Source organism: Gluconacetobacter diazotrophicus PA1 5, from assembly GCF_000067045.1.
Lineage (GTDB): Bacteria > Pseudomonadota > Alphaproteobacteria > Acetobacterales > Acetobacteraceae > Gluconacetobacter > Gluconacetobacter diazotrophicus.
On the sequence record NC_010125.1, the window covers coordinates 1,694,268 to 1,712,378 of the forward strand.

General features: G+C 63.7%; 18 protein-coding genes. All 18 read left to right on the forward strand.

Annotated features, from left to right (window positions below):
- Window positions 1-125: 125 nt before the first annotated feature.
- The 18 genes from GDI_RS07915 to GDI_RS08000 all read left to right on the forward strand — a co-directional run bounded on the left by GDI_RS07915 (window position 126) and on the right by GDI_RS08000 (window position 18,108).
- Entirely contained in the window at window positions 126-890 is a 765-nt protein-coding gene (locus GDI_RS07915; protein WP_012225118.1) for a hypothetical protein, read from the forward strand.
- A gap of 17 nt (window positions 891-907) precedes the next feature.
- A complete protein-coding gene (locus GDI_RS07920; RefSeq protein WP_012225120.1) occupies window positions 908-2,014 on the forward strand; it encodes a flagellar motor protein MotB in 1,107 nt (368 codons plus the stop codon).
- Between the two features lie 117 nt (window positions 2,015-2,131).
- Window positions 2,132-3,013 carry a flagellar motor stator protein MotA gene (gene motA, locus GDI_RS07925; RefSeq protein WP_012225122.1) on the forward strand — a complete coding sequence of 294 codons (882 nt, stop codon included), beginning with the start codon at window positions 2,132-2,134 and terminating at the stop codon, window positions 3,011-3,013.
- 36 nt (window positions 3,014-3,049) lie between these two features.
- Complete coding sequence (locus GDI_RS07930; RefSeq protein ID WP_012225124.1) at window positions 3,050-5,332, forward strand: hypothetical protein; 2,283 nt, start codon at window positions 3,050-3,052, stop codon at window positions 5,330-5,332.
- A 41-nt stretch (window positions 5,333-5,373) separates the two neighbouring features.
- Complete coding sequence (locus GDI_RS07935; RefSeq protein WP_012225126.1) at window positions 5,374-6,150, forward strand: flagellar hook assembly protein FlgD; 777 nt, start codon at window positions 5,374-5,376, stop codon at window positions 6,148-6,150.
- A gap of 216 nt (window positions 6,151-6,366) precedes the next feature.
- Window positions 6,367-6,684 (forward strand): hypothetical protein, encoded by a 318-nt coding sequence (locus GDI_RS07940; protein WP_231854262.1) that lies wholly within the window; start codon window positions 6,367-6,369, stop codon window positions 6,682-6,684.
- A 251-nt stretch (window positions 6,685-6,935) separates the two neighbouring features.
- On the forward strand, window positions 6,936-8,567 hold the full coding sequence (gene fliF / locus GDI_RS07945) for a flagellar basal-body MS-ring/collar protein FliF (RefSeq protein WP_390614173.1): 1,632 nt from the start codon (window positions 6,936-6,938) through the stop codon (window positions 8,565-8,567).
- A gap of 41 nt (window positions 8,568-8,608) precedes the next feature.
- Window positions 8,609-9,622, forward strand: coding sequence for a flagellar motor switch protein FliG (gene fliG, locus GDI_RS07950; protein WP_012225129.1), 1,014 nt, complete (start codon window positions 8,609-8,611; stop codon window positions 9,620-9,622).
- A complete protein-coding gene (locus GDI_RS07955) occupies window positions 9,619-10,317 on the forward strand; it encodes a FliH/SctL family protein (RefSeq protein WP_012225130.1) in 699 nt (232 codons plus the stop codon). Before fliG ends, GDI_RS07955 begins: the two co-directional genes overlap by 4 nt.
- A 17-nt stretch (window positions 10,318-10,334) precedes the next feature.
- Window positions 10,335-10,712, forward strand: coding sequence for a flagellar motor switch protein FliN (fliN, locus tag GDI_RS07960; protein WP_012225131.1), 378 nt, complete (start codon window positions 10,335-10,337; stop codon window positions 10,710-10,712).
- Window positions 10,713-10,747: 35 nt separating this feature from the next.
- Window positions 10,748-11,098, forward strand: coding sequence for a flagellar biosynthetic protein FliO (locus GDI_RS07965; protein WP_012225132.1), 351 nt, complete (start codon window positions 10,748-10,750; stop codon window positions 11,096-11,098).
- Window positions 11,099-11,171: 73 nt separating this feature from the next.
- Window positions 11,172-11,900 (forward strand): flagellar type III secretion system pore protein FliP, encoded by a 729-nt coding sequence (gene fliP / locus GDI_RS07970; RefSeq protein WP_041249358.1) that lies wholly within the window; start codon window positions 11,172-11,174, stop codon window positions 11,898-11,900.
- Between the two features lie 392 nt (window positions 11,901-12,292).
- Window positions 12,293-13,789, forward strand: a complete 1,497-nt coding sequence (locus GDI_RS07975; protein WP_012225134.1) for a methyl-accepting chemotaxis protein — start codon at window positions 12,293-12,295, stop codon at window positions 13,787-13,789.
- Window positions 13,789-14,106, forward strand: coding sequence for an STAS domain-containing protein (locus GDI_RS07980; protein WP_012554973.1), 318 nt, complete (start codon window positions 13,789-13,791; stop codon window positions 14,104-14,106). Before GDI_RS07975 ends, GDI_RS07980 begins: the two co-directional genes overlap by 1 nt.
- A gap of 2 nt (window positions 14,107-14,108) precedes the next feature.
- On the forward strand, window positions 14,109-14,492 hold the full coding sequence (locus GDI_RS07985) for a response regulator (RefSeq protein ID WP_012225140.1): 384 nt from the start codon (window positions 14,109-14,111) through the stop codon (window positions 14,490-14,492).
- 17 nt (window positions 14,493-14,509) lie between these two features.
- Window positions 14,510-16,765 carry a chemotaxis protein CheA gene (locus GDI_RS07990; RefSeq protein WP_012225142.1) on the forward strand — a complete coding sequence of 752 codons (2,256 nt, stop codon included), beginning with the start codon at window positions 14,510-14,512 and terminating at the stop codon, window positions 16,763-16,765.
- 42 nt (window positions 16,766-16,807) lie between these two features.
- The gene (locus tag GDI_RS07995; RefSeq protein ID WP_144880017.1) at window positions 16,808-17,269 is read left to right on the forward strand and encodes a chemotaxis protein CheW; all 462 of its coding nucleotides are present in this window, start codon (window positions 16,808-16,810) and stop codon (window positions 17,267-17,269) included.
- Window positions 17,270-17,274: 5 nt separating this feature from the next.
- Window positions 17,275-18,108, forward strand: coding sequence for a CheR family methyltransferase (locus tag GDI_RS08000; protein WP_231854264.1), 834 nt, complete (start codon window positions 17,275-17,277; stop codon window positions 18,106-18,108).
- Window positions 18,109-18,111: the final 3 nt, after the last annotated feature.

Genomic DNA, 18,111 nt, shown 5'->3' on the forward strand with positions numbered 1-18,111 from the left:
GCGCTTTATCATGTTTCGGCCTTGAGAAACTGGAATGCGCCCGCTATCGCTTTCAACCGGGGCGGAATATGACCGCAGTAGATGCGATCCGATATCCCCATGGCCATGAGTGACTAGGAAAGCGCATGCAACAGACACAGCAGCCGGCTGAAAAGGTATTTATCGCCACGCCATGCTTTGGTGGTCTGGTGACGCAAGAATACATGGAATCCATCATTGCCTGCACCGGTGTCCTGCGGGTTCCCATGACGCTCTCGCTGCTGGGCGACGACGCGATGATCAGCCGGGCGCGGAACACGCTTCTGCATCAGTTCTGGGCGCGGTCGGATGCCTCCCATATCCTTTTCATCGATGCCGACATGGGCTTCCCGGCGGAAGCGCCCGCGCGGCTCCTGGCTGCCGGAAAGGATCTCGTGGCCGGTCTGTATCCGATCAAGGAACGGTTCTGGGACAAGGCGACCCAGGAATACGCGCGGCATGGCGAAACCCAGGACACTGCCTCGCTGCGCTATGTCGGCGAGACGGAGGCCATGCACAAGGAGTGGGAAAAGGGACCGCTTCTCAAGACCCATTATGCGGGAACGGGGTTCATGATGATCAGCCGGAAGGCGGTCGGCATGATGATCAAGGCCTATCCCGAAACGGCATACCGCCGGATCGACGCGGCGGATGACGGTGACGGGGGACTGTATCATGCCCTGTTCGATGCAAGCATCGATCCCGATACCGGAACGTATCTGAGCGAGGATTTCACCTTCTGTCGCCGCTGGCGGGAAATCGGGGGCGAGGTCTGGCTGGATACGTCCATCAGCCTGACCCATGCCGGGCGCGCCGTATTCCGCGGAAATCCGTCCAGCCGTGTCGGCATGCTTCACCACAAGGGCGCGTAAGACCGCGATAAAGCCAGATGGCGAAGAACGACAACAAGCAGCAGCCTATCCTCATCAGGAGAAGCGACGGCGAGGACTCGGAGGAGGGCGGGCACTCCGGGGGGGCGTGGAAGATCGCCTACGCCGACTTCATGACGGCCATGATGTCGTTCTTTCTCGTCATGTGGCTGCTGAATGCCACTACGGACGAGCAACGCAGGGGCATTGCGCAGTTCTTCAATCCGATGGCCGATCGGGACACGCACGCACAGCCTACGGACTCGATGCTCGACGTCCAGCCCTCTCCTCTCTGGGGGGGCAGTGCGATCAGGCGCATCAAGAATGGCGACACGCTGGACCCGGTGCAGGATGGGGCGCCTGGGGCGCGGAATGCACCCAGGACGGTACGGCAGGACCGTTCGTCCGATGACATAACCCTGGGCCTCAGGACGCGGCTCAATCCGTCGCCGCCCGCGATCGTTCCGATCGGGGGACCGCAGACCGGTGCGGCCAGAAGCGTGGGCTATATCGGCGCGGGAAGTCCGGCCGAAGCGTCCGCCGAAGAGGCGGCGGTCGAACAGATGGCCAGCGGCCTGCGCCAGGCCATCCAGGACAATCCGGAAATACGGGATGCGGCTTCCGACGTGTCGATCCAGATCGGACGGGACGATATTCGGATCGAACTTCGGGACTCGAACAACACGCCGATGTTCGACAGCGGATCGGCGACGCCCAATCGTCTCGGCAAGCAGATGCTGGCCCAGATTGCCGCATGGCTTGCGCCCATGCCCGAGCCGATCTCCATCGTCGGCTATACCGATGGGGCGCCCTATCACGTCGGCAGGCAATGGGGCATGTCCAACTGGACACTATCCGTAATGCGGGCCGACCACGCCCGCGAAACGCTCGTCCAGGCGGGCTACCCGGATCGCAACATTCTTGACGTGTCAGGCCGCTCGGACAGAGATCTGGCTCTTCCGTCCGATCCCTCGGGCGCCGGGAATCGCAGGGTCGTGCTGATCATGCACCGGCGTTTCAGCAACCCGGCCGGCCCTGCCCCGGTCGCCGGGGCGCCTGGCACGCCGGCCAGTCCTGCCAAGGCAGACAAACCCGAGGGGACAGCCGGCGCGGGGGCGCCGAAATAGGCGGTGCAGGCCGGCACGCCCTTCGCCGGCGCCGGCCAATCTGCCGGGAAGGACCGTAGACCGCCGTCGGCGCTTCTGCCGCGCGGCTTAACCATGGACGGAAGTGGAGACTGCTAAATGCTTTTCATCGGGGGGCTCGTCTTTGTGCTGCTCTGTGTCTTCGCCTCCTTCGTGGCGTCCGGGGGGGCTCTGGCCCCCCTGATCATGTCGATGCCCTTCGAACTGCTGACCATTCTTGGGGCGGCCGTCGGAATATTCGTGATGGGGAATTCCAAGGAGGCGCTCAAGCACGTTCCTGGCGACCTCCGGCTGGTGCTGGCCGGACCGCGGCACGACAAGGCAGCTTACCTCGACCTGCTGGTCCTGCTCTATCGGTTCATGCGCCTCGCGCAGGCCAAGGGCGACATGGCGCTTGAGGAGCATATCGAGAACCCGCACGACAGCGCCATCTTCGCGATGTCACCGCGTATTCGGGATGACAAGACAACCTGCAATCTGATCTGCGACTATCTCCGGCTGACCAGCCTGAACATAGAAAACGCCTATCAGATGGACGAGGTGATGAGCCGTGAACTGAAGAAGAACCTCACGGAGCAGTTGCACACCGCGAAATGTCTGCAAAGCATAGCCGACGCATTGCCGGCGCTTGGCATCGTCGCCGCGGTCCTTGGCGTCATCAAGACCATGGCCTCGATCAGCAAGCCGCCCGCTGTCCTTGGCGCGATGATCGGCGGTGCCCTTGTCGGCACGTTTCTCGGCGTTCTTCTGTCCTATGGCGTTGTGGCGCCTCTGGCGGCAAGGATGCGTGATGTGGTAATGCAGGATAGTCGCTATCATGACCTTATCAGGATCGTCCTGGTGACCCACCTTCAGGGCAGCCCGCCTCAGGTCTGTGCCGAAATCGGTCGCAAGGATATTCCGCATATCTTCATGCCTTCGTTCAGTGAACTCGACATGGCCCTGACAGAGTCATCCAACCCACCCCCAGGAACTGCCTGATCGCGCAGTAAAGCGGTCAGGATTACGGAGCATCTGATGGGTATTACGGCAACGAGAGGTTCGACTTCGACCGATCCGGCGCAGGAAACGCCGCTGTCGGGCTTGTTGCTTGCCGTGTCGCCACAGAAATCGACGGCGGCCGCGTCGTCAGGCACCTCTGGAAAGCAAGCGGCGGGTGGAGGAGAGGGGTTCGGTAAGATCCTCAAGAATCTCGCCGGTCATCAGGGCGGCAAGGGGCAGGGAAACGGCACGGCGGCGACGTCGGACCTGTCGGCGGATGACGGCGCGAACGGAGTCGATGGCGGGTCTTCCCAAGCCTCCGCGGGGACAGGCGGTTCCGCCTCCGGATCGCTCCGTGACGCGGGCGACAGCCAGGCGAGTGTGGCCTCTGATGCTTCCACCGGCACGGGCCAGCAGGTGCTGAACCTGCAGGCATGGCCAGGCATGGCCATGACGCAGATGGCCATGCCGACGCAGGCAGCGGAACCGGCCCCGGCGGACGCTAAAAATGAGACGCCCCCGGCGGCGTCGAAAGACGTACCGTCAGATACGACAGATACGACCCTGCTCGGCGCCGCCGGCTTGGCTGGAATCGGGACGGGTGGCATTTTTCCCGCTGCGGTTGCGGCACAATCCTTGCCGTCTGCCACGGTCACCGCGTCGACGCCGCACTCATCCCATGTCACGCGCGGGCAGGCGAAGGACCATACGAAAACATCGGCGGAGTCCGATGCGGATGGCGGCCAACTGGCCCAATCGGCGACGAGCACGTACCTGACGTCGGTCTTCGCCGTTTCCGGAGCGGCTTCCGGAACCCCGTCGGTTGCCGGAACGGGTTCTGCCGCGCCGTCGGTGACCGGTGACGGGGTCGGAGGGAATGCGGCCCCGGCGCCCGCCTCCGCCGCGTCACCCGTATCGCTGGCGACTGTCGCGAGCGACGCGGCGTCTGGCCAGCCCTCGGCCTCCGCGGGGAGCACCGCCACAGGTGCGTCATCCATCCCGATGCCGCAGACCGATGCTGGAGCCGTGACCCAGCCATTCCAGATGATGGTGGCGGCCGGCGGCGCGTCCGTCCCGTCCCCGGATTTTTCTGGCATCGCCGCTGTCACCGCGTCCTCTGTCCGGATGCAGGGGGATGCCGGGACCCAGGCCAGGCAATCCCAGGCCACTGTGGCCGGCGCCACGTCGCCGGTTCCGGCGGCGCAGAATGGCGCAGGGGCTGCGGCCTCATATCAGGACATTGCGGCGAGCGGCGTCCCATCCGTCGTGTCTTCGGCCTATTCGAGCCTCGTCAAATCGTCGGTGGTGAGTGGCGGTCCATCGGCAGGAAGCGCGACCTCGGACGCTTCTGCGGCTGGTGCCTCGCCCGCCCAGGTGCCGCAGGGCGGACCCGGCGGCGTGGCCCAGCAACTCCAGGTGGCCGTGAACGGCGTCGTGACGGCGGCGCCCGGTCCGGGCGACAAAAATGGTGCCCAGCCGTCCCGATCCGCATCCCCGGATGGCGGAGACGTCTTGGGATATGGCGCCACCCTGACTGCGGTCGGCGGGACAGCGACCGTCGAGGATGCGCGATTTCAGGAGGGGGCAGGCGGGCATCCCGGGGCGTCCGATCATGGGCAGGAAGGAAGCGGCCAGGCGGCTACCGCCGGGAGCGCGAACGATACCGGCCTCCCTGTCGGGATTGCCCTGCCAGGTTCGTTTTCCCAGGCGCTGGACGGCAAGTTCGCCGTTGCGCAGTCGGCCGAGGGGGGAGATAGGACTGACGGAGGCCATGCCGCCGGAAATCGCACCGCCGGAGATGCCGAGGGGGGGGCGCAGTCTCTTTTCACCTCGTCGCTGGCACGACCGTCCGATGGCTCGACCTCCCTTTCCATGACCGTCCTGACGGATGATTCCACCCCCGTTCATGTTCGTGTCGAAGGGGCGAATGGCGTTACGACCGGTGTCGTTCTTCAAAGCGAGGACGCGGCAACGGCCCGTCACCTGGCCAGCAGCAAGCACGAACTGGTCGCGGCGCTGGATGCCGCCGGAGTGGACGGAAACAAGGTGCGCATTGATGTCGTGCCCCCCAGTCACGGCACTGGAGGCCAGCAGGACCAGGGATCGGGGGGCGGCTCGGCCAACAGCGGGAATTTCTCCGGCGGGATGTCCGGCAACGGGGCCGGCCAGAATGGCGGGCAGTCCTACCAGGGCAACGCATGGAACAGCGGCAGCGCATCCCTGGGGCAGGGAGGCGTCGACAGTGAAGGAGACGGCGGGGACGGGTCCACGATGCCTGTTCGGGCCAGCGCGGGAAGCGGAATCAACATTACTGCATGACCGCGGGTATGGTCACGGTGGCAGGGGAAGGATAAGAGGGAATGACGACGACATCGAGCATCAGCAGCGAGTATCAGCTTGTCCAGGCGGCGGAATCGTCCGCCAAGACGTCGGCGAGCAGCTATGCGAGCAGCAGCGCCGCCACCGGAACGGGCAGCAGTTCCGTATCGAGCCTCGCGTCGCTCGCGGATAATTACAACACCTTCCTGACCCTGCTGACGACGCAGTTGCAGAACCAGGACCCAAGCAGCCCGATGAGTTCCGACACCTTTACGCAGGAACTCGCGCAGTTCGCCGGGGTGGAGCAGCAGGTCCAGACCAATACCAATCTTTCGACCCTGATTTCGCTGAACGAGGAAAGCCAGCTTAATTCCGATGCCAGCCTGGTCGGCAAGACGGCGACCGCGGATTCGACGACGCTGCCCCTGCAGAATGGTTCCGCTTCCCTCAGTTTCACGGGAACCGCCGGCGAGACGGTTGCGATCGCTGTGGCCAATTCCTCCGGCACGGTCGTGAAGGACGTCGTCGCCACCGCCGACAGCGGTACCAACACGTGGACGTGGGACGGAACGGACAATAGCGGCAACCAGTTGACGGACGGTGCCTACAGCGTCGCGGTGGAGACGATCAATTCCTCCGGTACGACCTCTGCCGTGCCGTTCACGGTCAGCGGCACCATCACGGGCGTGACGAAGGGAAGCACCGATATGGAAGCCGAAATGGGAAGCGCGGATATTCCGATGGCGGACATCACGGCGACCTCGTCCTCCACATCGTCAACGTCGACGTCGTCCAGTGGAAGCAGCACCGGCTCCTGATTGTCGCCGCCACGGCCGAAGGCGGCAGTTGGCCTGTCTGCCTTCTGCCGGCTTCGCTGGATATGGCAGTGATGCGTGAATCGATGTATCCGGTCCCGTAAATGGAGGCGGGGGTTATCCGAGGCCGGGCGGGCAGGCTGGACCTGATCCGATAATGTATCGCGCGTGTAAAGTCCTGGGGGACGGGAACAGGTATCTATGATGACGAAGCGCGGGATGACGGTACTTCTGGCCGTGGCTGTTGCAGGGTGTGCCCCGGACTACATCGCCAAGCGCCTTACCGGACGCGAGTGCAATGCCGGCTATATCCAGCAGGGCGAGGACTGGTGCGCGCCGGTAGAAAGGCCCCCGGCCCCGCAGCCCTATTGCACGGCAAGCTGGAACGGCGTGGATTGCTGGAGCCGTCCCGACCTGATGCCGAATGTCGCCCGCGAAGTCGCGGAGGGCCCGACCGGCCTGACCCAGGACCAGAACGCCAACAGGCTGAACAGTTCGGTCAAGACGGTCCCACCGACGAACGCCTACACCCCATAGGGGAGACCGGGCGAGCGGAGCCGAGGCTCGGAGCCGTGCGTTGCGTTTTTATCACAAGGGGCCTTTTGTGCCTTTCTGATAGCGCGCGTGTCGCTATTATGGTTTACGGATGCTCCAGACTGCCTCGGCGCGGATGACAAGGCGACGGCAAGGCGAGGGGCATGGTCATCGAATAGCTAAATTGCCGGAGGATTTTGTGGGCTCCAGTTCCAGTATCGTGACAACGTAGCGAATCCTGCATGCAGAACATATTGGCTAGCCTGAAAGGCCTTGGGCGCAAGCAGTTGGCGGCGCTGGGGGGTGCGGCGGCGGTTCTTCTCACGATACTCGGATTTCTCGTCTTCCAGGGGGGCGGTCAGACGATGGCCCTGCTGTACGGTGATGTCGACCTCGGCGAAGCCGCCGAAATGATCGACGACCTGGCCAAGGCCCACATCTCTTCCACGACAAGTCCCGACGGAACGAGCATCTACGTTCCACGTGACAAGGTCGCCAGCGCCCGACTCCTGCTCGCGAAGGACGGCCTGCCCAGCGGCGGAGCGGTAGGCTACGAACTGTTCGACAAGAGCGGGACGCTCACCAGCACGCAGTTCGAGCAGACGATCAACGAGACGCGGGCCATGGAGGGCGAACTCGAGCGCTCCATCCGCCTCGTCCACGGGGTACGCAACGTCCGGGTTCACCTGGTCCTTCCGCACCGCGACCTGTTTTCGACGCAGACCAGCCCGTCACAGGCCAGTGTCGTCCTCGATATCGGCAGGGCAGGGCGCATGGCGCCTGATGGCATCCAGGCGATCCAGAACCTGGTCGCGGCGGCCGTGCCCGGCCTGCGTCCGCAGAACATATCCATTGTCGATACGCGCGGCGACGTCCTGGTGAAGCCAGGTGACCCCGACAGCGCTGCCGGCCAGGAATCCACGATCGAAAAGCTTCAGCATGCCGAGGAGCAGCGGCTGGCGCAGGATGTGGAAGACATGCTGGTGCCGACCCTGGGCGCCGGGCATGTCCGTGCCCGCGCGGCCGTCACCATGGCGACCGACGAAATTCACGAGACGGATGAAAGCTACGATCCCAACCAGCAGGTCCTGCGGTCGGAACAGACGACGTCCGACAAGAGCGTGAACACCGAGGCGAGTCCGAACACCACGGTCTCGAACAACCTGCCGAACGCCAACGCCAACCAGGACAACAAGACCGGTTCGAGCGACGACCGCGAGGAGGACACCAACAACTACGAGATCGGCAAGCGCGTCCGCGTGATCAGCCAGACCCGCCCGCGCGTATCCCGGATCAGCCTCGCCGTCATGGTCGACGGGATGGTGACGCGGGACAAGAACGGCAAGGATGTCTGGCAGCCGCTCGATACGGCCGAAATCCAGAATATCACGACACTCGCCAAGACGGCGATCGGGTACGACCAGAGCCGTGGCGACGAGGTGAATGTCGTCTCGATGCGCTTCATGCCTGACGGGGGGCTGGGCTTCCCGACATCGACCGGCAGCGTGTTGAGTCGCGATACCCTGATCTATATCGCGGAATGGGTCATCCCCATCATCCTGGCGCTTGGCGCCATCTTCATCGGTATCCGGCCGATGCTGCGGCGCGGTGCGATCAATCTTCCCGCCCTTGCCGCCGGCCACCTGCAGGAGGGACTGCCTGGCATTGCCGGGCATGCCGGCCGCATCGGCAACGAGATGACCGGCGCATTGATTCCTTCCGCCCATATCGGCAGCGACGGAACGGTCAGCATCGACGGTATCGAGGGAAAGATGCGGGCCGAGGCGATCGCGAAAGTCGCAAGCCGCATTGAGGAAAGTACTCAGGAAAGCGTCCTTATCATTCGCAACTGGCTGGCCGAGCCGGATCCGGGGAAGAGAGGCTAGACATGGCCGAGGCACCAGTAACTCCACTCGACGGCGGCCGGATGCCCGAGCCCGCGCCGGTGCATCTGTCCGGCAAGCAGAAGGCCGCCATTCTCATGCTCGCCGTGGGGCGTGATGAATCGGTGAAGATCCTGAAGTTCCTGCAGGAAGACGAAATCCGCGACATCTCCGTCGCTATGGCGAGCCTCGGCCTGATCAGGGCCGACCTCGTGGAATCCGTCTGTCACGAATTCACAAGAAACTTCGAATCCTCCGAAGGGCTTGTGGGAACGTTCGAGACTACGGAAGAACTGCTGCGCAAGGCCCTGCCCGAGGAGCAGGTCGAGAAGATCATGGATGAAATCCGTGGTCCGACCGGCAGGACGATGTGGGACAAGCTGGCGAACGTGCAGGAAACGGTGCTCGCCAACTATCTTCGCAGCGAGTACCCGCAGACGGCCGCGGTCATTCTGAGCCGGCTGCTGCCCGCGCATGCCGCGCGCGTTCTCGCCCTGCTTCCCGAGGATTACGCGACCGACGTCATGATGCGGATCCTGCACATGGAGACCGTGCAGAAGGACGTTCTGGACAGCGTCGAAGCGACGCTGCGGTCCGAGTTCATTTCGTCCCTGGGGCGCTCGGCCAAGCGCGACAGCTACGAGCTTCTTGCGGAAGTCTTCAATAATTTCGACCGCAAGACAGAGACGCGTCTGATGGAGTCGATGGACAAGCGCAATCACGACGATATGGAAAAAGTGAAGGCGCTGATGTTCACCTTCGAGGACATCAAGCGCCTGTCGCACGAATACCTCATGCGGATCGTCAACGAGATCGATCGCGAGAAGCTGCCGCTGGCCCTGAAGGGGGCGTCCGAGACGGTGCGCAAGATGTTCCTGCAATGCATGTCGAAGCGCGCCGGAAGCATCCTTCTCGAAGAGATCGCGGCACTCGGGCCGGTTCGCGTCAGGGACGCGGACATGGCGCAGATGGATATCGTGCTGACCATCAAGAAGATGGCCAACGCCGGTATCATCGACCTGACCGAAAACGGCGGCAACGACGAGATCATTCAGTGACGGCGGCGTTCCGGCCAATCCGGCGGCTGTTCGTTGATGTGGAGGATTTCGCCGCTCCCGTAAGGGACATGGACGCGGTCGTTGCGCATGCGGATAATCCGCAGCAGGAGCCCGCGCCTGAACCCGAGCCCGATCCCGATCTTCTCACGATGACGCAGGCCGACCTGGACAGCCTGCGCGAGGCCGCCTTCAACGCGGGCCTTGAAAAAGGCGCGCGGGACAGGGAAGAGGTGCTGCAGGGGCAATTCGCGTCCAGCCTGTCTTCCGTTGCCGCCGCGTTCGAGGCGGAGAACGGCCGGCGAAACCAATTGGTGGCGGATGCCGGGAAATCCTTCGTGGCGACCGTCGTCGATGTCGTCCGGAGCCTGACGGCGCTCGACGGGGATGTCCTGGCCGGCATGCAGCGGGATCTTCTTTCCGATGCCTTGGCGTTCGTGGCGGAATGCGAGGGCGCCGTTACGGTCCAGTGCAGCACGGCCGATGTCCCGCGCCTGCAGGCGCTCGTCACGGGGGACAAGATCGTCCAGATCGAGGCGGTGCCGGGCATTGATGAGGGGAAGGTACGCATCGTATCGGCCGCGAACGTCATCGTCATCGATCCGGAACAGTGGCGAAAATCCGTTGCCGAGAAAATTGTTGCCGCAGTGACGGCCCTCGCGGAGCGGCGCGTGGATCAGGGCGTGCAGAAAGCATAGATCAGGCGGAGAGTACCATGAGCACTAACGACCCAGGCATCGGACTTGAGGATTTCTCCAGCGCCGCTCCGTCGCCCGCGGGCGCGGAGCCGGATGGCAGCGCAACGGCGGCCGGCCGGAAGCAGAAGAATGGCGACGGCTCCGGCCAGATGGAAGCGGTCTACGACATCCCGGTGAAGATCACGGCCGTGATCGGTTCGGCGACGATGCCCGTCAGCCAGTTGCTCAAGCTCGGTCGCGGCGCGGTCGTGGAACTGGACAGGAAGTTGGGGGAGGCCGTGGATATCTATGCGAACAACCGGCTGATCGCCCGGGGCGAGGTCGTCGTGGTCGATGACAACCATATCGGCGTGACAATGACAGAGATCATTTCGTCGGCCGCCGTGTCCGGCTAGGAGACATCGGAATGTCCGGGACAGGTGTTCCGAACATGTCCCAGACCGGGTCGCTCGCGCATGGCACGGGACCGTTCGCCACCGTGTGGCTGACGGGCCTCGCGTCGTTCGCCATCGTCATCGCGCTTATCCTTCTGTGCCGCTACGGCCTGAAATTCCTTGAGCCCTATCTGTTGAAGGCGCGCCGGACACGTAGCCTCGCGATGGTGGAGAGCCTGGCCATCGACCCGCGTCGGCGCGTCAGCCTGATAAGGTGCGGCGAGAAGACGGCCCTGATCCTGACTGGTGGAGGAAATGACGTGTTTCTGGGTTGGATGGATGGCGAGGACGGCCGGCCGCGACCGGTGGCGCCCTCGGCCAATTCCGCGAGCGATCCAGGCGAATGACGTGAATACCGGAGCGAACGCGTTGACATCTCGGTCATCCACGGGGCGTGCCGCCAGGTTCGGTGCCGTCGTCATGTGCGTCGTAGCGGGTGCCGTGCTGGCTGGCATGCCGACATTGGCCCACGCCCAGTCCCTGTCGCTGGATCTGGGGAAGGGGATGGGTGACGCGGGAACGACCAGCCGCCTCGTCCAGTTGACGGCGCTGATCACGATTCTCTCGCTTGCGCCCAGCCTGCTGGTGATGGTGACCGCCTTCACGCGGATCATCGTCGTGCTGTCCCTGTTGCGTGGTGCGATCGGGGCGCAGGGGGCCCCTCCCAACACGGTACTGATCGGCCTGGCGCTGTTCCTGACCTTCTTCGTCATGCAGCCTGTTTTCCAACAATCATGGGATCATGGCATCGTCCCCATGATGGATGGCCGCGTCAGTGAAATGGAAGGCCTGACGGCCGCGGCAGAGCCGTTCCGGACGTTCATGCTGGCGAACGCGCGGCCGGCCGACATCACGACGTTTCTGCATCTCGCAAACGTGCCGCCGCCGGCGACGCCTGCCGAGACGCCGTGGCGGGTGATCATGCCGGCCTTCATGATCGGCGAACTCAGCCGCGGTTTCGAGATGGGATTCCTGCTCTACCTGCCGTTCCTGGTCATCGACATCGTCACGTCGAGCGTCCTCATGAGTCTCGGCATGATGATGCTCCCGCCTGCCACGATCTCCCTGCCGTTCAAGCTGATCTTCTTCGTCATGGTGGATGGGTGGCAGATGGTGGCGGGGGGATTGGTCAGAAGCTTCGGGGGCTGACCGAAGCGGCGACCGCCAAGGGTGATCCTGTTTCGTTACAGTATTGGTTTTTGGGAAGAATTCCTTCCCGAAGGCCGTCTGGGGCTTGCCGGGCATCGGTAGAGGAGGATCGGGGATCAGGATAGCCATGCGAAAGCCTTGAACGACGGGCTTGACAGAGTTGCGCGCTTGGACGATCGCCTTGTTGTAGCGGCTCCCACGCAATAAAGACATGTAGTCATGAAGCATCTAAACTGGCTTGGATGATGTCCGGGCGTTTTCCACGGTTGGTGGCCGGCAAGGCGGCGATGAAAAGGCCATCGGCACCAGACGTACTATATGAGGCGGGAATTGGTGCGCTGGCGCTTCCATGCGTGGCACCCCGTGAAAACAAGAAGGGAAGTTGCATCCGCATGCTGAAGTGGCTGAACCAGGACGCCCCGCTGCGCGTCAAGATCAGGATAGCTATGCTGTGTCTGGAAGCTTACCTGATGCTCCAGATCATCATCGAGGCAGTAGGCTATCTCAATCACGAGCCGGTCGAGCATATGTTCCTGATGAACATGAGCGCGCTCGGCTTTGGTGAAATCGTCGTCTATGCGCTGTGGTACGCCTTGACGATCGGGGTCACGACCCCTCTGGAGCAGATCGTCGATATCGGCGAGAGTCTGGGGCGTGGCGAGATCAGTGGTGATGTTCCGTTCCTCGACAACAAGGACGGGGTGGGCCGCCTGGCCCGCGTGATGGTCTCGTTCGCCCGGAGCGTGCGGGAACAGAGCGAGGCCAAGTCGCGCCAGGATGCGATGGCCGAGGAAATCAAGGAATCGCTCAAGCGCAGCCAGGAACGCGACCGGCAGACGCACGAGGTCATCGAATCTCTCGGCTCGGCCCTGGCGGATATGGCCAAGGGCGACCTGCGGGTGCGGATCTCGGGCGCGATCTTCGACGGCGAATTCACGCCGCTGCGTGACGCGTTCAATCACTCGGCGTTGCGCCTGAGCGAGGCGCTGCGGGCCGTGGCCAGCAACTCCGACCTGATTGCGACCGGCGCCACCGAGATCTCGACCGCTTCCGACGACCTTGCGAAGCGGACCGAGAAGCAGGCGGCGAATCTCGGCCAGGCGGCGGCGTCCGTCCGCACCGTCACCGACGGCGTGCAGCGCAACGCGAAGGCCTGCGCGGAGGCCAATGCCGAGACGAGACAGGCTCAGGAGAAGGTCAAGTCGGCCACCGGGGTCATGGCCGAAACGACCGAGGCGATGGACGGGATCAAGAAGTCGTCCGACGCGATCGGCGAGATCATCTCGGTCATCGACGGCATCGCGTTCCAGACCAACGTCCTGGCCCTGAACGCGGGCGTCGAGGCGGCCCGTGCCGGTGACGCGGGACGCGGCTTCGCGGTGGTGGCGCAGGAAGTGCGGTCCCTGGCCGAGCAGTCGGCCAAGTCGGCGCGAGAGATCAAGCGACTGATTTCCGTTTCCGCCGATCAGGTCGTCAAGGGCGTCGACCTGGTGCAGCAGACCGGTCATTACTTGGCCGAGTTCGCGGTAAGCACGGAAAACATCGCGACCCGGGTCGGGGAGATCTCGGTCTCCACGCAGGACCAGGCCCAGCGCCTGTCCGAGATCACGGCCTCGATCGGCGACATGGACCAGGTGACGCAGCAGAATGCCGCCATGGTCGAGCAGACGACGGCTGCCAGCCACAACCTGACCGCCGAGACCAGGACGCTGGCGCAGACGCTCAGCCGGTTCAAGATCGGCATGGGGCGAGAAAACGGGATTGCCGGCCAGAGTCCCGCGAAGCTTCCGCCCGCGCGGGCGGTCGTCAAGCCAAGCCGGGTCGCGGAAACCGCGCTCGCCACGCCACTTTCGACAACGTCTTCCGACAGTGGATGGGAGGAATTCTGATGGCGGCCGCTTCCTTGTCCACATCTATCGAGTCCGGTGCCGGTCCCGCGGTCTGCGTGACGCTGCCCGAGCGTCTGGATACCGCCGCAGCCTTTGCGCTGAAGGGCATGATCGAACAGGCGAAGGAACAGGGTGGGGCGAACGGGGTCAGCCTTGATTCGTCGGGCGTTGCCTATGTCGGCGGCCTGTGCCTGCAGATCCTTGTCGCAAGCGGATGTCCGCTCGTTTCGCCCTCAGAGCAGGTCAAGGAAGCGTACTCGCTTTTCGGGACGGGTGAATTCCTGTCAGAACCACTCACCCTTCCCGTGGAGCAATGAACATGGTGGGAAAACCGGCTGTGCGCGTCCTCACCATCGACGATTCCCGGACCATGCAGGGCATGCTGCGCAAGGCCCTGGAAGGGAACGGATACGATGTCATCCAGGGCGGCGACGGAGTGGAAGGGATCGAGGTCCTGAAGGCCGCCAGTCCGTCCCCCAACGCGATCATTACCGACATCAACATGCCGCGCATGGACGGGTTCGAGGTGATCGAGGCGGTCCGCAAGATGGACCAGTTCAAGCATCTCCCGATCATCGTCCTGACCACGGAAAGTGATCCCGAGAAGAAGGCCAGGGCCCGCGCGGCCGGGGCGACGGGGTGGATCGTCAAGCCATTCAGCACCGACAGTCTCGTGGCGGCGATCCGCCGGGTTACCGCCTGACAGGGAGGAGCACCAGAATGAGTGGTGACATCGACATGAACGGCGACATGGACGACATCCTCCAGATTTTCTTTCAGGAGTGTGACGAACAGCTTCAGGAGCTTGAGCGCGGGCTGTCGGCACTTTCGGACGGCGAATCCGGGCACGAGACCATCAATGCCGTCTTTCGAGCCGTGCACTCCATCAAGGGGGGCGCGGCCTCATTCGGACTCGAAAACCTCGTGCGCTTCGCGCATGTATTCGAAAGCTCCCTGGACGGTCTGCGTTCCGACCGTATCTCGCCGACGCCCGAGATCATCAAGACCTTCCTCAAGGCGATGGACGTTCTCAGCGACCTGGTGGCCGAGGCCCGCGATGGGGCGTCCGTGGATCACGGACGTGTCGCCGAAAGCCAGGCGGAACTCGAGACCCTCATCAACGGCGATGGTGCGCCGAAAAAGACGGAAGATGTCATTCCGGCGGATTTCGTCCCGGTCCCGATGGATTTCGTCCCGGTTCCCGTGGATTTCGAGCCGGTGGCGGTGGATTTCAGTTTCGACGAGGAACCCGCGCCTGCCGCTCCCGCCGCTTCGCACCTCGTCGTCACGTTCCGCCCGCATGATGCCATGTACGAGCGCGGAGACGATGCCAGGAACATCCTGATCGGGCTTGCGGACGCGGCATCCGCCTATGGCGGAGTGGGAACGGGCACCTGCGATGTTTCGGCGCTTCCGGCCTTCGCGTCGCTGGACCCCGAAATCTCCTACCTGTCGTGGCGCGTCGTTCTTCCCTCCGAGGTAACGGAGGAGAGCGTCCGGGCCGTGTTCGACTGGGTCGGCGATGTGTGCGACCTCACGGTGTCCCGCGGTGACGACCAGGAACCGGATCAGGACGAGGCGGCGCTGCCCGCACCGGATGCCGTCGCATCGGATGCAGGGGTACCGGAGGCCGAGGACGCGGCGGTATTGCTGCCGGCGTCCAGCCCGCCCCAGGACACGCCTGTCCACGTGGCGCCGGCGCCCGAGGCACCCCCGGCCACCGGGGGCGGTGGCGGGGCGCCGGTCCGTCGGCCCGAGCAGGCATCCATCCGTGTCGATCTTCACCGGATCGACGACCTGATGGACCTTGTGGGTGAACTGGTCATCGCGCAGGCGGCGATCGAATCCCTGTCCCGACGGGACGATTCCTCGGCAATGCGGGAACTGGTGGAGAGTGTCACCAGCATGCAGTCCCTGACACGCGACATCCAGGACGCCGTCATGGCGGTCCGGGCGCAGCCGGTGCGCAGCGTGTTCCAGCGCATGCAGCGCGTGGTGCGCGAGGCGTGTTCGATGACCGACAAGGATGTCGTCCTGACGCTGGAGGGTGAAGACACCGAAGTCGACCGGACATTGGTCGAGAAGCTGACCGACCCGCTCACCCACATGCTGCGCAATGCGGTCGATCATGGCATCGAGAAGACGGAGGACCGCCTGGCAGCCGGCAAGTCCGCGACCGGCCACGTTCTTCTGTCCGCGGCGCACCGTTCCGGGCGCATCCTGATCACGATCAGGGATGACGGGGGCGGCATCAATCGCGAGCGTGTCCTCGCGACGGCGATCTCGCGCGGCATCGTCGCGCCGGACGCGGTCCTGACCGATGACGAGATCAACAATCTTCTCTTCGCGCCCGGCTTTTCGACAGCGGCAAAGGTGTCCGACCTGTCCGGGCGCGGCGTGGGCATGGATGTCGTCAAGCAGGCGATCCTCAGCCTTGGCGGCCGGATCACGATCAGCAGCGTGCGGGGCGAGGGAACCACGTTCTGCCTCAGCCTTCCTCTGACCCTGGCCGTGCTGGACGGCATGCTGGTCAGTGCCGGCGATTCCATGATGGTCATTCCGGTGTCATCCGTGGTGGAAACCATGATGATCGACCATCAGGACGTCTACACCCTGCCGGGGGGAGGGAACGTGATCTCGATCCGCGGCAGTTGCATGCCGCTGGTGCCGCTGGGTAAGGAACTGGGCCTGTCGTCGGCCGGGTCCGATGAACGGTCGGACGAGGCCGTCATCCTGGTCGTCGAAAACGAGTCGGGTGCCCGGGCGGCGCTGATCGTGGACAAGATCCACGACCAGACGCAGGTCGTCATCAAGAGCATGGAGAAGAATTACCGGCAGATCCCCGGCGTCTCGGCGGCGACCATTCTTGGCGACGGCAGCGTTTCCCTGATCCTCGACGTGCCGGGCCTGATCGCCTCCGTCATCGGGCGTATCGATACCAAGCCCCCGGGGGCCCGCACAGGGTTGGCGGCGTAACAAAACCGCAGTATGGCGATCAGTATTCAGCAGGGAACCGACATGACGGAAGAAGCAGGGACCGAAGACGCCAAAATCGTGAAGATGATCGTATTCGTCGTAGGGGAACAGGAATACTGCATACCGATCCTGAGTGTCCGCGAGATCCGGAAATTCGAAAAGACGACCGCGCTGCCCTATGCCCCGGCCTATGTATGCGGGGCCATCAACCTGCGGGGCGTCATCCTCACGGTGATCGACCTGGCGGTCTATCTGAACGTGAAGCCGGAGGCCGACAATCCGCGCCGGGTCGTGGTGATCGTCGAATCGAGCAACGGCATCGTGTGCGGGATTCTGGTCGATCGGGTCATCGACATGGCCGACGTCAATCTCGGCGAAATCCAGGCGGTGTCCGAGGAAGGCAGCAGCCTTAGCGGGCTGGTCATGATCGGCGACCGGATCATCGGCGTTCTTCGCCTGGATACTGTCGTGGGCGAGCTGGTGGGGAACGCGATTCCCGAATGATGGACATGACGTCAGCCGGCGGTCCCGATTACACGGATGCCGATTTCCAGACCGTGCAGCGGATCGCGCAGAAGGAAGCCGGAATATGCCTTCCGGATTCCAAGAAAACGCTGGTGTATTCGCGCGTGTCCCGCAGGGTGCGCGAACTTGGGCTGGCGTCGTTCCGCACGTATCTGGATTTCGTACAGGCCCCCGAAGGGCAGGACGAACTGGAAAAATTCATCTGCGTCCTGACGACCAACGTCACCAGCTTCTTTCGCGAGAAGAACCACTTCACCCACCTGAAGGAATTCGTCGTGCCGCGACTGGCGGCGAAGGCCCGTGCGGGAGGGCGTGGGCGATTGTGGTCGGCGGCCTGTTCGACGGGGCAGGAGCCGTGGAGCATCGCCATGTCCGTCATGGCGGCGTTTCCCGAAGCGTCCTCGCACGACGTGCGTATCCTTGCGACGGACATCAATTCCGACGTCGTGGCGCAGGCCGCGACCGGCATCTACCCGGAAGCGGAAGTCGAAGCCATTCCGGCGGGCAAGCGGGCCCAGTTCATGGAGCCATGCGGCGGCGGCGACTTCCGCTTCACCGGCGGTATCTGTCGGCTGCCGGCGTTCCGCGTCCTCAACCTGAATGCCGACTGGCCGATAAAGGGAAGTTTTTCCGCCATCTTCTGCCGCAACGTCGTCATCTATTTCGATGAGGCCACAAGGGAACGTCTGTGGCGCCGCCTCGCCGACCGGCTCGAAGAGGGCGGCTTCCTCTATGTCGGCCATTCCGAGAGGGTGGCGTCCAAAAGCGAGTGTGGCCTGGAGCAGGTTGCACCGACGATCTACAGGAAGGGTCACTGAGCC

What these genes read in the sequence shown, in the direction of transcription:
- fliN (WP_012225131.1), top strand. Translation starts at nt 10,335, where the DNA reads ATGAGCACTAACGACCCAGGCATCGGACTTGAGGATTTCTCCAGCGCC.
- fliP (WP_041249358.1), top strand. Translation starts at nt 11,172, where the DNA reads ATGTGCGTCGTAGCGGGTGCCGTGCTGGCTGGCATGCCGACATTGGCC.
- GDI_RS07990 (WP_012225142.1), top strand. Translation starts at nt 14,510, where the DNA reads ATGAGTGGTGACATCGACATGAACGGCGACATGGACGACATCCTCCAG.
- GDI_RS07980 (WP_012554973.1), top strand. Translation starts at nt 13,789, where the DNA reads ATGGCGGCCGCTTCCTTGTCCACATCTATCGAGTCCGGTGCCGGTCCC.
- motA (WP_012225122.1), top strand. Translation starts at nt 2,132, where the DNA reads ATGCTTTTCATCGGGGGGCTCGTCTTTGTGCTGCTCTGTGTCTTCGCC.
- GDI_RS07995 (WP_144880017.1), top strand. Translation starts at nt 16,808, where the DNA reads ATGACGGAAGAAGCAGGGACCGAAGACGCCAAAATCGTGAAGATGATC.
- GDI_RS07930 (WP_012225124.1), top strand. Translation starts at nt 3,050, where the DNA reads ATGGGTATTACGGCAACGAGAGGTTCGACTTCGACCGATCCGGCGCAG.
- GDI_RS07935 (WP_012225126.1), top strand. Translation starts at nt 5,374, where the DNA reads ATGACGACGACATCGAGCATCAGCAGCGAGTATCAGCTTGTCCAGGCG.
- GDI_RS07985 (WP_012225140.1), top strand. Translation starts at nt 14,109, where the DNA reads ATGGTGGGAAAACCGGCTGTGCGCGTCCTCACCATCGACGATTCCCGG.
- GDI_RS07940 (WP_231854262.1), top strand. Translation starts at nt 6,367, where the DNA reads ATGACGGTACTTCTGGCCGTGGCTGTTGCAGGGTGTGCCCCGGACTAC.
- GDI_RS07965 (WP_012225132.1), top strand. Translation starts at nt 10,748, where the DNA reads ATGTCCCAGACCGGGTCGCTCGCGCATGGCACGGGACCGTTCGCCACC.
- GDI_RS07915 (WP_012225118.1), top strand. Translation starts at nt 126, where the DNA reads ATGCAACAGACACAGCAGCCGGCTGAAAAGGTATTTATCGCCACGCCA.
- GDI_RS07975 (WP_012225134.1), top strand. Translation starts at nt 12,293, where the DNA reads ATGCTGAAGTGGCTGAACCAGGACGCCCCGCTGCGCGTCAAGATCAGG.
- fliG (WP_012225129.1), top strand. Translation starts at nt 8,609, where the DNA reads ATGCCCGAGCCCGCGCCGGTGCATCTGTCCGGCAAGCAGAAGGCCGCC.
- GDI_RS08000 (WP_231854264.1), top strand. Translation starts at nt 17,275, where the DNA reads ATGACGTCAGCCGGCGGTCCCGATTACACGGATGCCGATTTCCAGACC.
- GDI_RS07920 (WP_012225120.1), top strand. Translation starts at nt 908, where the DNA reads ATGGCGAAGAACGACAACAAGCAGCAGCCTATCCTCATCAGGAGAAGC.